Annotated in this window: 12 protein-coding genes; 4 read left to right on the top strand and 8 right to left on the bottom strand. The window is 54.7% G+C overall.

Annotation, left to right across the window (positions count from 1 at the left end):
- Positions 1-19: 19 nt before the first annotated feature.
- From P9H32_RS06115 to P9H32_RS06105, 3 genes are all read left to right on the top strand, one after another.
- The gene (locus P9H32_RS06115) at positions 20-1,927 is read left to right on the top strand and encodes a DUF8727 domain-containing protein (protein ID WP_322607999.1); all 1,908 of its coding nucleotides are present in this window, start codon (positions 20-22) and stop codon (positions 1,925-1,927) included.
- Positions 1,928-1,933: 6 nt separating this feature from the next.
- A complete protein-coding gene (locus tag P9H32_RS06110; protein ID WP_322607998.1) occupies positions 1,934-2,683 on the top strand; it encodes a DUF3800 domain-containing protein in 750 nt (249 codons plus the stop codon).
- 121 nt (positions 2,684-2,804) lie between these two features.
- On the top strand, positions 2,805-5,066 hold the full coding sequence (locus P9H32_RS06105; protein ID WP_322607997.1) for a DUF2357 domain-containing protein: 2,262 nt from the start codon (positions 2,805-2,807) through the stop codon (positions 5,064-5,066).
- On the opposite strand, the gene P9H32_RS06100 is transcribed toward P9H32_RS06105, so the two are convergent.
- From P9H32_RS06100 to P9H32_RS06085, 4 genes are all read right to left on the bottom strand, one after another.
- Complete coding sequence (locus P9H32_RS06100) at positions 5,032-5,472, bottom strand: very short patch repair endonuclease (protein ID WP_322607996.1); 441 nt, start codon at positions 5,470-5,472, stop codon at positions 5,032-5,034. The genes P9H32_RS06105 and P9H32_RS06100 overlap by 35 nt on opposite strands.
- Before the next feature lie 470 nt (positions 5,473-5,942).
- Positions 5,943-6,584 carry an HAD family hydrolase gene (locus P9H32_RS06095; RefSeq protein WP_322607995.1) on the bottom strand — a complete coding sequence of 214 codons (642 nt, stop codon included), beginning with the start codon at positions 6,582-6,584 and terminating at the stop codon, positions 5,943-5,945.
- A 70-nt stretch (positions 6,585-6,654) separates the two neighbouring features.
- Positions 6,655-7,281, bottom strand: coding sequence for a LysE family translocator (locus P9H32_RS06090; RefSeq protein WP_322607994.1), 627 nt, complete (start codon positions 7,279-7,281; stop codon positions 6,655-6,657).
- Between the two features lie 42 nt (positions 7,282-7,323).
- Positions 7,324-8,235, bottom strand: a complete 912-nt coding sequence (locus P9H32_RS06085) for a LysR family transcriptional regulator (protein ID WP_322607993.1) — start codon at positions 8,233-8,235, stop codon at positions 7,324-7,326.
- Between the two features lie 85 nt (positions 8,236-8,320).
- Here P9H32_RS06085 and P9H32_RS06080 point away from each other — a divergent pair, with 85 nt between their 5' ends.
- Positions 8,321-9,289: a YeiH family protein gene (locus P9H32_RS06080; RefSeq protein ID WP_322607992.1), complete on the top strand. Its 969-nt coding sequence runs from the start codon at positions 8,321-8,323 to the stop codon at positions 9,287-9,289.
- A gap of 32 nt (positions 9,290-9,321) precedes the next feature.
- On the opposite strand, the gene P9H32_RS06075 is transcribed toward P9H32_RS06080, so the two are convergent.
- From P9H32_RS06075 to P9H32_RS06060, 4 genes are all read right to left on the bottom strand, one after another.
- Entirely contained in the window at positions 9,322-9,975 is a 654-nt protein-coding gene (locus tag P9H32_RS06075; protein WP_322607991.1) for a flavodoxin family protein, read from the bottom strand.
- A 519-nt stretch (positions 9,976-10,494) separates the two neighbouring features.
- Positions 10,495-11,370, bottom strand: coding sequence for a glycine betaine ABC transporter substrate-binding protein (locus P9H32_RS06070; protein ID WP_322607990.1), 876 nt, complete (start codon positions 11,368-11,370; stop codon positions 10,495-10,497).
- Between the two features lie 24 nt (positions 11,371-11,394).
- A complete protein-coding gene (locus P9H32_RS06065) occupies positions 11,395-12,219 on the bottom strand; it encodes an ABC transporter permease (protein ID WP_322607989.1) in 825 nt (274 codons plus the stop codon).
- Positions 12,216-13,469: a quaternary amine ABC transporter ATP-binding protein gene (locus P9H32_RS06060; protein ID WP_322607988.1), complete on the bottom strand. Its 1,254-nt coding sequence runs from the start codon at positions 13,467-13,469 to the stop codon at positions 12,216-12,218. The genes P9H32_RS06065 and P9H32_RS06060 overlap by 4 nt, the downstream gene beginning before the upstream one ends.
- Positions 13,470-13,520: the final 51 nt, after the last annotated feature.

Here is a 13,520-nt window from a genome sequence, read left to right as displayed (position 1 = left end):
CTATTCAGGGGGTGGAGTCGTGAAAATCTATATTATTAAAATAACGGATCAGCATGTCGTTGATCAGGTTGTTGCAGGAAATGAATTTGTTCACGATGGTATCTACAACTTTGAAGGCCAGCTTCGGGTTGGTGATCCTATCATAATATATTTTGGAGGGGACAAGGCGCAGATTTCGTGGGATCAGGGTGTCCGTGGCGTTGGCAAGGTCACCACAGCACCGTTCGACAAAGGTTACGATCCAGCGAAGCCCAAAAATTTTAAGATCAAAGTTCAGCCGCTTAATGTTTTGGATTCCTCCATTCCTCCTAAAGCGGCGAGGACACATAGCCGTTTCGCTCCTGATATTTATGAAATCCCCTATATTGGAGCAAACCACTTTCCGACGCAGGCGATATCGAGCTATGAAAAACCTGCGGGGATAAAAGCTCTTGCTGCACTTTATAATGAGTACGGAAATTTTGACTTCGGTGAATTGAGTGACGATGACGCTCTTTTTACATCGGCACTTCGTCACAAGAAGTTGTCGGATTTTTCAGGGGTGGCCTCCGCACTGCAGGCCAAACCATTTCTAATTCTAACCGGACTGTCCGGATCAGGAAAAACACTTCAGGCGCTTTCATTTGCAAAGTGGATTTGTCCGAATAAAGCGGACTTGTTCTATGAAAAGCTGAAGCGGGCATTAGTCTCAGAAATAATCGTTGAAAACTACGATGTACACAGTTGTTCCCCCCAGACGGTTGAGTTGGTGAATAAGCGGGGGAATTCGGGGAAAATAATACCGTTGCCGGTCGGCGCGATAGAGGAGTGGTATCTGGCGTTGAAGAACGGTGTTATTGATGCGGATAAAGATCCAAAGAACACGCGGCATACCGTTGGCGAAAGTTCTTCCTACCAGAAATATATCCACGGTTTTTACACTGAGCTGAAGAAGCTGGGAGATGCTGTTCTGGAGCTTCCTGACTCAGGAGAGCGAAAGACCGGCCCTTTGCAATACGAAATTATCTCGGTCGGCGCGGATTGGACGAGCAATGAAAACCTGCTCGGATATCCGGATGCGCTGAAGCCGAAGAGTTACCGCAAGCCGGACAATGGAGCGCTGGACCTGATTCTGCGGGCGCAGGCTGATCCGGAAAATCCCTATTTTCTGATTCTGGATGAAATGAACCTTTCCCATGTGGAGCGCTATTTTGCGGACTTTCTTTCGGCGATGGAGTCGGGCGAGGCGATCAGCCTGCACGATGATACAGGAGCAGATTGGAACGGCGTGCCGGCTAAACTGACGATTCCAAAAAACCTTTTTGTAATCGGCACGGTCAACGTGGACGAAACCACCTACATGTTCAGTCCGAAGGTATTGGACCGCGCCAACGTAATTGAATTCCGTGTTTCGGAAGACGAGATGGAATCATTCCTCGCCAATCCGGCGAAACCGGATCTGGATGCGATTGCCGGGCAGGGAGCGGCATACGGCAAAGCGTTTGTGGCGGCGGCGAAACAGAAGGATGTTTCTTTAGACGATACCACCCGTGCAGCAGTATCGAAGGTGTTGATGGCATTTTTCCCGCCGCTGAAAGCGGCTGGCGCAGAATTCGGTTACCGCACCGCCCACGAAATCTGCCGCTTTGTTTATTTTCACAAGGAGCTCACTTCCAAGGATTGGAAATTAGAGACGGCAATGGATACCGCGATCATGCAGAAGCTGTTGCCAAAGCTGCACGGGTCGAAGAAAAAGCTGGGCCCGGTGCTGACGGTTTTAATCTGGCATTGCCTTAAAGAAGAGGCCCGGCCTGAAAAAATGGACACCCCGGTAAAAGATGAGGATCTGATCGCCGCAAATGCGCTCTATCCCGGATCACTTGAAAAACTGGCTCGCATGCGCAAACGTCTGGCCGAGCATGGATTCGCCAGCTTTGCGGAGGCGTAGGATTCTATGCGGAATGTCGGAGGAACATCGGAATACATCGCTTTTCTCGATGAGTGCGGTGATCATACACTGGAGCTGATCGACCGCGACTTCCCGCTTTTTCTTTTGGCAACGATCGTGATCAAGCGAACGGATTATGCGGAACGTGTGGTTCCGGAAATTACCCGGTTGAAGTTGAAATACTGGATCCATGAAGGCGTGAATCTGCACAGTCGCGATATTCGAAAATCGAAGGGCCCCTTCGGATTTCTTCGAGTGGCAGGGAAACGTCAGGCGTTCATGACCGAACTGTCAGAACTCATGAAGGATCTCCCTTATACGGTGTTTATATCCGCAGTGCGCAAGGATCATCACAGAAGCAGATATGGCGCCAATGCGGTCAACCCATATGATTTGGCCCTGAAGTTTACGCTGGAGCGCCTTATTCATTTTATTGAAGACAAGAGGATTCAGGAGTTGCCTTTTGTGGCGGAGGCCAGAGGAAAAAACGAAGATCAGGCGCTGGAACGAAGTTTCTACCGGATGATGGTGAACGGAACCGATTTCATTCGAGGGGAGCGCTTCAAGGTGCTGGACTGTCCGCTGGTCTTTCGCAGGAAGTTTGACAATATTGCGGGGGTTCAGCTTGCGGATCTCTGCGCGCATCCCTGTGCCCGGCACATTCTGCAACCCGCACAGGAGAACCGGGCATATGATATTGTGACCCGGAAGGTATATCGAAACGGAGGGATTTCCGGATGGAAGGTGTTCCCCTGAAAAGCAAACAGACATTTCCGTTTCCAGAAATGCCTGCCGACCGAGTATTCCCAGTCCGCAGGCAATGTTGCACAGGTTGCGGGGGCAGTCAATGCCTCAGTTTTTATAGTTTATTCGGCTTATGAGCAGTGAACTGTCAATTAATTTTAAATCAGGAAGCCGTGAGCCTCTGGCGCGGATGACTGTGTTCGGCGAGGCTGGAATAACATCGCTGACCGAAAACGGACGGTATGAATATGAACTGGACTCACCCCGCTTTTCGTTGAAGGAGGTCCCGCGCGTGATTACTCACAGCCGGATTCATCACGACAACGAACGGGGCCGGATTGAGCCGGGCAATTATGTCGGACTGCTGAAGCTGGAGCTTCTTGACAAGGAGACCGGGGTAACGGTTTCGACGACGCATATCGATATCCGTTCAACAAAACTGGGTTATGAAGATGAATACCGCTCGATGCTGGAGAATATCGCGGATCGCTGTGCCGATTTCCTGCTGCAGCTGGAATCTCCTGTTGAACAGCCGCTCATTCCTGATGGACTGACGGAAGCCACGCTGGCGCAGCGGCTCTATTTTCTGAAGAGCCTGCTGGGTGGTGAAGATTTTCAGCAGGCGATTCAGCGGATTGTCACTATGCCGAATACGCAGTGGCGTGAAGAATTCCGAACCATCGATGTGCACCGAAGCCGTCGGCTCGGACGGTATGAAGTCCGCCAGCTTGCTTCGGCCGGACGGCGCATGGAAGTGCCGGCCGGGCATCCGTTGCGCGATACGATGGAAACGATTCCCAAGCGAATTGAAATCCGTGATAAGCGGGATACGGTGGATACGCCGGAAAACCGCTTTGTGAAACATACGTTGATTCTGTTTTTCCAGACCTTGGAAGATCTGATCGCAAGACTTACGGCTCAGGGCGATGAGATGTATCCGGGACTCCGTTCTGAAATCACCATGCTGTTGGAGGATCTGGAGGAAACTCTTTCGCACGATATGTTCAAACAGGTATCACAACCCGAACTGCTGCCGCTTAACAGTCCGGTGCTTCAGCGCAAGGAAGGGTACCGTCAGGTGCTGCGGGCCTGGATGTTGTTTGAACTGGCAGCCAGACTAAGCTGGGACGGCGGCGATGATGTGTATGAAGGCGGCAAGCGTGATGTGGCGGCCCTTTACGAATACTGGGTCTTTTTCAAACTGCTGGATCTGGTGTCCGGTTTGTTTGAACTGAAAAAAACGCCGGTCGAGAATTTGATTAACGACAAGGATCTGGTGCTGAAGCTGAAGGCCGGAAAACAACTGCCCATTGAAGGGATCTACCGAGGCGCAGGCCGCCCCCTTTCAGTCGAGTTCAGCTATAACCGGACCTTTGGCGGTAAAAAAGATTATCCAGCCGGGGGCTCGTGGAGCCGTCAGATGCGCCCGGACTATACGCTCTCGCTCTGGCCGGATGGCTTTACGCAGGATGAAGCCGAAGAACAGGAACTGATTACACATGTTCACTTTGACGCAAAATACAAGGTGGACAGTCTCACGAAATTGTTCGGTGGAGAGAACGAGAATTTAGATGAGGAAAAAGCGGCCCAAAGAGCAGGAAATTACAAGCGCGGCGACCTATTGAAAATGCATGCCTACCGCGATGCTATTCGACGTTCGGCGGGAGCCTATGTGCTTTACCCCGGAAACGAAAAGGAACAAATGCCTTTTCGTGGCTTCCATGAACTGTTGCCCGGCTTGGGCGCATTTCCACTGCGCCCCAATAATCCAGACGATGGCTCCGTTGCTCTTGAGCGCTTTCTGAAAGAGGTGGTGGCTCATGTGTGCAACCGGGCAACCCAGCGCGAACAACAGACCTATCATACCTACCGGATTCACAAGGACGATCCGCCGGACGCTGTACGTGAAGCTGTTCCGGAAAGAGATGAATCCGGACGGATGGCTCCTGCAAAAGAGATTTTTGTAATTCACGGATGGCATAATGGTGACGAGAATCTAGCTTGGGTGCTGAAATCCGGACTTTATAATTTCAGAACCGGAGAACGGCGCGGATCGTTGCGTCTGCACCATTCCGTTTCCGGGGCTTCTTATCTACTGTTGCATGGGGCCGGTGAATTCCGGAGCGGTGGAACGTTGTTCAAGATTACGGGCGAGGGACCGCGTATATTTTCAAAAGAAGATCTCATTAAGAATGATTATCCCGGGAATCCTTCACAATACTGTTACCTTATGTTTGATGTAGAACCATTGGATAGGTGCGACCCTCTTGCGGCGTATGACTGGGATCTGAAAAAAATTGAAGGTATTGATGACCGGCGCGGGTCTCCTGTTCCGAAAAAAGGCATTCCCCTCAACACGTTTATGAAGGGGGCGGTTCCCAAAAAAGAGCGCTGAGGCATCGGGTCAACTTCCGGATCACCTTTTGAGGATTCCTTAATTCACATTCCCAGACCACCACAACGTTCCAGCCCATTTCTTTGAGCCTTTTCTGATTTTTCCGATCATTGGAAACATTGCGGTCAAATTTAGCCTGCCACCATTCAGTTCGGGTTTTGGGCGTGGTGCTTCCTTTGCAGCCTGGATGGCGGTGCCAGAAGCAGCCGTGCACGAAAATGACGGCTTTATATTTCGGCAGCACAATATCGGGCTTACCCGGCAGTTTCCTGTTCTTCGGGCCGTTGACCGTAAACCGATAACCGGCCTGGTGAAGCAGTGACCGGACGAACAATTCGGGTTTGGTATGTTTCCCCTTGATGCGGCGCATGTTTTCGCTGCGCTGTTCTGGTGTCAGGTGGTCCATAGAACAATTAAACCATGAACACACCGGATACACGAAAGTGAATAAACATCGGGATGCTCTTTTTGTATATTCCGTGGTGAAAAAATCTATGCATCGGCGACGGAACGGGACCCTGCGCCCTACCTGAAAAAAACGGTGCGGTCTCTTCCCCCTCGCGGAGAAAAATCATTCTGTTGAAAGACCTTTCCATGCGGTCCGCGGTCACGGCCCGCGGCTACAGGCGGCTTGTGCCTGGGTTCGCACGGGCGGGCTGAAGTCGACCCGCTATCATCTCAACCTTTAATCCCACTTGCTAAAACATACGGGTATATTTTTGCCACCCGCTCCGCTGGAGGACTCGGAGAACACAGAATCCTTCCTCCGTGGTGAACCTTCGGAGATTCTGGACGACGAGTGCTTATACCGAGAAGGTATCAATCAGAGTATAAGTGCCGGCAAAACGGTCACCCCGGCGCGCTGGAGGAAGCCCCCTACCCAAGGACATAGTTGCGGATTCCGGCGAGGTCGTCGAAAACGGGAACGCCGGCGGTTTCGAGTCGCGGACGGCTGTTGTGGCCGCACGCGAGCAGAAGGCAGTTAACGCCCATGGCTTCGGCTACTTCAAAATCGTGCAGGGTGTCGCCGATGAAAAGCACGTCGACCGGATCGGTTTCCAGACGCCGGATGTATTGTTTCCCGTTTTCCACTTTGCCGGCGGCATAGATATCATTCAGACCGATGACATCATCAAAAAATTCCAGGAGCTGGAAATGGCCCAGCGCTTCCAGCAGCGTATCGTGCTGATAGGCCGAGAGCACAGCCTGCGAAATTTCCAGGGATTGGAATGTGGCAATCAGTTCACGCGCCCCCGTATGCAGCGGACATTCAAAACGCCGCGCGGTATATTCGGCAATAAATTCTTCGGCCAGTTTGTGGTAGGGATCTTTGGCATAGTCGAAGCCGAGTTTGCAGTAATATTGATCGACCGGAAAAACGAGCTCGTCGCGGTACACCCCGACATCAATCAGCGGCAGATTCCGCCGTTCGAGCATGTGATTGTTAATCTCAGCGCACAGCTGCGTGTCGTCCCACAGCGTGCCGTTCCAGTCCCAGATAATGTGCTTGAATTTCATAATAGATCCACAGATTACACAGATTGCCCCGATTTAAAATCTTTCTGATTCGAGAATGCGGCGCGCCCCGTTACCGATGTGCTACCAGAATGCTGATGGCCAGGCCGGTGAAAACCACCCCGGCGATTTTATGGAGAACAGCCTGCGCGCGCGGCGAACGGCTCAGCCATTGCCCCAGTGTTCCCGCAAGCATTGAAATGGCAAAAAACACGACCGAGCCCGAAAGGATAAACAGACCGCCGAGCTGCAGAAACTGCAGCAGCATCGACCCGCGTTCCGGATCGACAAACTGCGGCAGGAACGCCAGAAAGAAAATCAGCACCTTCGGGTTGGTGACATTCATGATGATGCCGCGGACATAGAGCCGGCGCAGTTGAATCCGCCCGTCGCCGTCGCCCGGAATCGCCTGCCCTTCCGCGCGGAAGGCCTGCCAGGCGAGATAGAGCAGATAGGCCGCGCCGATACCTTTCAGGATGGCAAAGGCGGTTTCCGAGGCCTGGAAAACCGCCGCGATCCCCAGCGCCACAGCACACGTATGCACCAGCACGCCGGTCAGCAGCCCCAGCGTTGTGACGATGCCGGCACTCTTTCCGTGCACCGCCGACTGCGTCAGCACAAAAATATTGTCCGGCCCCGGCGCGATCGCCAGCAGCAGCGACGCCGCTGAAAAGGCCAGTCCGGTCTGCAGCTCAATCATGGTGAATCCCCGTTCATAAAATTCATTACATCCGCACGCGCCCTAAAGTCCCGAAGAATCCAGTTCTCCCGGTGCCCGGCGGACGGCATCGGCAAACGCCTGCATACAGGCGGTACGGTATTTGCCCGTTCGAACCAGCTGCAGCAGATCCCGCCGAAGATCCACCATCGGCAGCGGCAGTTCAACCAGGCTGCCGCGGTTGAGCTCATCCTGAATCGCCAGCCGCGAAAGACAGCCGATGCCCATCCCGGCACGCACCGCCTGTTTCACCGCCTCCGTGTGCCCGAATTCATGCCGGACCGCCAGCGTTTCACCGTGGCGCAGCAGTGCACGCTCAAAAACCTCGCGGGTGCCGGAGCCCCTCTCCCGCAGCACCCAGCGCTCGGCAAGCAGTTCGTTCCGTCGCAGTTTCCGCCGCGCGGCCAGCGGATAATCCGGTGCACAGAAAATAACCAGCCGATCCTCGCGCCACACCGAAGATTCAATCTGCGACTTTCCGCAGGACCCTTCCACATAGCCCAGATCAATTTCGCTGTTCAGCAGCCGGCCGATGATCTGTTCCGTATTCCCGATCGACAGCCGGATCCGCACCTCCGGAAAACGGTCCGAAAACGCGCCGACCAGAGCCGGCATCAGATAATTGCCGATGGTTGAACTCGCACCGATCCGCAGCAGACCGGAAGGTGCCTGCGTTCCCGAAGCAAACAGCAGCTCGATTTCCGCCGCCCGTTCCAGCAGCTCTTCCACTTCGGTCAACAGCCGCGCCCCGTTATCGTTCAGTACAATCCGCCGCCCCGGGCGGTCAAACAGACTGACCCCCAGCTGCCGTTCCAGCTCCGAAAGCGCCATACTCGCCGCCGACTGCGTCAGGCCGATTTCCTGTGCCGCACGGCCCATATTTCCGCCGCGCGCAATGGCCCGGAAAACTTCCAGCTGACGAAGGGTTAAATTCATGCCGGCACCCTAAATCAGTTTTACTGATGATTTCAATAATTTATATCGATTGGACTGATTTTAAATCCGCCCCTACCTTTGCGTCATGAAAACACTGCTTCCCGGATTAATTCCCGCCATTCTGCTCGCCGCCGCAGCGGCGGCGGCCGCCCGCTGCTGCAGCTCCCTCAATGCGGTCTGCACCGCCATTTTTCTGGGGCTCCTGCTGAGCCGCCTGTTCCGGAAATTTCCCGCCACGGTCGCCGGACTCGATTTTGCCGAAAAACGGATGCTGCCCTGCGCCATTGCCTTCATGGGGCTGGAGCTCGATCTGCAGAGTCTGAAAGAGATCGGCACTGCGGCACCATTGGTCACCCTCCCGGCCATGGCCCTCTCCATCAGCGTCACCGCCTGGGTCGGGACCCGGATGCGGATTCCACTGAAAACGGCGTTGCTCACCGGCATCGGCAATTCGGTCTGCGGCTCCTCTGCCGTACTGGCCGCCGCCCCCGCGCTGCAGTCCGGCAAAGAGGAACGCGGCCTGGCCGTCACCTCGGTCAATCTGGCGGGAACCGTCGGTATTTTCCTCCTGCCGCTCATCGCCCACGCCATCGGCATGAGCGCGCAGAAAACCGCCTATCTGCTGGGCGGCAGCCTTCAGGCGGTCGGACAGGTTGCCGCGGCAGCCATCAGCGTTTCCGAACAGGTCACCCACCAGGCACTGGTCATAAAAATGCTGCGCGTGCTCATGATCGGGCCGATCGTGATTCTGCTGACCCGCCTGAACCACAGCGAAGGCGCCGCACAGAAGGCGTGGTGGAAACATGTCCCCGGCTATATGTTCGGTTTCGCGGCCTGCTCGATACTGAGCAGCCTGTTCCACAGCAGCACCGCCCTGCTGAACGGATTCACCGCAACCGGCCGCTTTATGCTCACCGTCGCCATGGTCGCCATCGGCAGCAGTATGGAAATCCGGACGCTGTGCCGCCAGGGCGGCGGCATTCTCGGACTGACCCTGCTGTCGAGCCTGATCCTCACCGGCACGGTACTGCTCCTCAGCGCCCTGTTCCTCTGAAACGCGGGCCGCCGGTTTTCCGCGGCGGCCGCCTATTCGCTTTCCGCTTCAAGGCGGATAAAGTTCATCTGCTGCGAACGGTCAATGTTCGGCGGCGGAACGGTACCCTTGCCGGCTTCGATCGACTTCATCAGCCACGCCATATTTTCGGCGAGGTTATCCATCGTCTGCAGGCCTTCCACATCGTGTTCCGCCTCGCCCGAGGCGGCGCCGTAGCCGATGTTCCAATAGCTGGACGTCGCAATCGGCATCTGGAGAATGGAAAACAGATGATTCATCGTATTGAGCGTATGCTGTGCACCGGCACGGCGCGCAACCGTGACCGCGGCCCCGACCTTGTTCGCCAGCGCCTGGTCATTGGCAATCGCCACATAGCCCAGCCGATCGATCAACGCCTTCATCTCCATGGTGACATCCGAAAAATAGGTCGGCGAACCCAACAGGATGCCGTCGGCCTCGAACATTTTTTCCATCCATTCGTTCATCGGATCGTTATAGATGATGCACCGTTTGTTTTTGGTTTTAAAACACGCGCCGCACGCCGTACAGCCCGACAGCAGCTCGCCGCCGATTTTAATGATCTCGGTTTCAATCCCGTGCGTATTCAGCCGCTCACAGACCCGCTTCAACAGTGCTTCTGTATTGCCGCCCTTCCGCGGACTTCCGTTAATTGCCACTACTTTCATTGTCTATCCCCATAGTTAAAACACCGGAGAAACCATAAAGCCCAACCAACGAATGTCAACCGGAACGATTTCCTGCACAACCCTCATTCCGGACGGATACAGTCCCGACGTTGAAAGCGCGTCCCAACCGACCAACAGGAGACCTTGTCCTGTCCTGCCTCCGTACGTTCCCGCACATCAGCATCACCGTCGTTGGCATCATGTGCAACATGTTTACGGCAATCTGATCGAGATCTCTTCCCACAGTTATGAACGGACCAGCTCCGCCGGCGCCTACCCGGAATAACCGGCCGCCCAGGCTGCGGCGATACGTACCGCAGGCGGCCCGCCTGCCCCGACGCAATCAAATTAATCACACCGTTCACCGGTCCGCTGACAGGCTTCCATGCCGCCGGACGGCTGCAGCATCCCCGGCATCACTTTCTGCCGAATCGCTTGCCGAGCAAGCCCCGTACCTTGATCCGGCCACAAAAAAACCCGGCGCTCCGGCCGGGTTTCCACGAAAAAAAATGAGTCCGATCAGTTAGCCGTCGGAATCCATTTTTCAACTGTACTTTCGTTCTCGAGCATCCATTGACGAGCCGCGGTGAGCGTATCATCGTCAGAATCCTTGATTTTCACCATCAGGTCAGAGATCTGTGCATCCGTCACGAAGAAGTTTTTCAGGAACTGCGCCAGCTCCGGCTTATCTGCTTCCAGATCCGCGCGACCGACAATTTCAAGATTACCGCTTTCCCAAATGGGCTTATCAGCATCCTGTTTCAGGAATTTGAGATCCCAGCGGCCGAACATCCAGTGCGGTCTCCAGGCCGTGACCACAATCCATTCTTCATTTTTGACGGCATCCGCCAGCGCCGCCGTCATGGCGGGTCCGCTGGAAGCCAGCAGTTTGATATCGGTGAGTCCATAGGCCGGAAACAATTCATTTTCGATTGTCTTCATCATCCCGGCACCGGCATCAACCCCCGTGATTTTTCCATCGAATTTCGCCGCATTGGCCTGCAGTTCAGCGATGGTGTCGATGGTGACATAGGCCGGAACGGCCAGGCCGACTTCTGTGCCTTCGTACACATTCCCGAGGCTTTTCAGATCGTCGCTGTACCGGTCCAGATAATCTTTGTGCAGGGCCGGCCAGCATTCCATGAACGCATCCTGACTTCCCTGAGCAACCGCGGTATATCCCGGTGCAACGTCAGCCGCGGTAATTTCAACCTCATAGCCCATTTTATCTTCCAGAACCACTTTGGCCAAATGGGTGTACGCGACACCTTCGGCCCAGTTCGGATAGACCAGATTGGCTTCTTTGGCAGGGTCTGTTGCGTCCGGATTGCATCCGGTCAAGACCGCCGCCGCGGCGGCGGTCATCATTCCTGCAACTGCATGTTTCAATTTCATAATCATACTCCTTCGTTAATTAAACTATTTCTGTCCGAGGTGCTGCGTCACGCGGTCGAGGTAAATCGCCAGAATGACAATGGATATGCCGGCCTCGAACCCCAGATCGATCTTCAGCTGGGTAATCCCTTTGAGCACTTCATTTCCGAGTCCACCGGCTCCGATCATGCCGGAAATAACCACCATCGAGAGGGCCAGCATAATCGTCTGATTGACCCCGGCCATAATGGACGGCAGCGCCACGGGCAGTTCCGCCTTAAACAGCAGCTGCCGCGGATTTGAACCGAACGATATGGCGGCTTCGTGAATCTCCTCCGGTACCTGCCGGATACCGAGGTTAGTCAGACGCACCACCGGCGGCAGAGAAAAGATCATCGTGGCAATCACACCGGGCACCGGACCGAGCTTAAAGAACAGCACAGCGGGAATCAGATAGACAAACGCCGGCAGCGTCTGCATCACATCCAGCACCGGACGGATTATCCGTTCGGCCAGATCTTTTTTTGCCGCCCAGATGCCGAGCGGAATGCCGAGCGCGAGCGAGATCAGAACGGCGGCTAGAACCAGCGAAAGGGTTTCCATGGTTTCCGTCCAGTAGCCCATGTTGTAAATCAGATACAGGCCCAGCACACTGAACAGGGCGATGTTGCGCGAGGCCAGCCACCAGGCCAGCGCACTCATGAACACGATCATCAGCAGCGGATGCGGCAGCAGAAGCACAAACTCAAGACCGGAAAGCATCGCGGTAACGGTTCCGGAAACTGCATCAAAAAACAGTTCGGCATGATCGGTCAGCCAGTTGATGAGATGCTCAAAAAGCTGGCCGACCGGGATTTTCGGGATATTCATACTTCAATCTCCTTTTCGGCATCCTCATGCTCTTCGAGAATTTCATCCAGCGGCGTGGTGGCGTCCTCTTCGCCATCATACATTTCCGCGAGAATGGTTGCCCGGTCCAGCAGGCCGAGAAATCGTCCGCTGTCCTCTTCCTGTATGGCGATCGGATATTTTGCCGTCATGGCGGTCCCCAGCAGATCGGCAATGGGCGTATCCGGTCCGGCCACATAAAGGTCTGTGGTCAGCGCCGGCGACAGATCTTTCTGCTTGCTGCGTTCCAGCTTAACGGCATCATCGATCGTCACCCTGCCGGCGAGCCGGCGCTCACTGTCCACCACAAAAACAGAGGAGAGCCCTTTCTTTTCCATCAGGCGCACGGCGACATGCGGGCCGTCCTTGGGGATGGTGACCACATCGGTTTTGCGCATCAGGGCCGAAGCGGTAATCACTTTGCTGCGGTCCACATTTTCCACAAACCGCCGCACATAATCATCGGCCGGATGGGTGAGAATTTCTTCCGGCGTTCCGATTTGGGCCACAACACCGTCTTTCATGATGGCAATGCGGTCCCCCAGTTTGAGCGCCTCATCGAGATCATGTGTAATAAACACAATGGTCTTGTGCATACGCGCCTGCAGTTCCAGCAGTTCATCCTGCATCTGAGTGCGAATCAGCGGGTCAAGCGCACTGAAGGCCTCATCCATCAGCAGCACCTCCGGATTACTGGCCAGGGCACGGGCCAGACCGACCCGCTGCTGCATCCCGCCGCTGAGTTCATTCGGCAGGCTGTCTTCGTACCCCTTCAATCCAACCAGCTCCAACGATTCCTGCGCCTTTTTCCGGCGCTCGCCCGCCGGGACACCGGCCACTTCCAACCCGTATTCCACATTCCTGATAATGCTCCGATGCGGCAGCAGCCCGAAATGCTGAAACACCATCGAGAGTGTGCTGCGGCGAACCTGCAGCAGCTCCTCTTTATTCATTTTCATGATGTCCCGGCCATCAATCAGGATTTCGCCGCGCGTCGGGCTGATCAACCGGTTCAGGCAGCGGATGACCGTAGACTTCCCGCTTCCGGAAAGTCCCATTAACACAAAAACCTCCCCTTTTCTGACATTGAAAGAGGCGTTGTTAATTCCGACAGTACACCCGGTTTTTTTCAGGATCTGATTTTTTGAGAGCCCTTTTTCAATTAAAGGAAAAACCCTTTTTGGATCATGCCCGAATACTTTAAACAGGTCGTTAACTTCAATAATGCTCATCGTTTTCTCCGTTGAGCGGCAGACCGCGGAATCCTCCGCCATCTGCCGGTT

This window comes from Pontiella agarivorans (assembly GCF_034531395.1).
Taxonomy (GTDB): domain Bacteria; phylum Verrucomicrobiota; class Kiritimatiellia; order Kiritimatiellales; family Pontiellaceae; genus Pontiella; species Pontiella agarivorans.
This window is presented reverse-complemented; position numbering and strand designations above follow the sequence as displayed.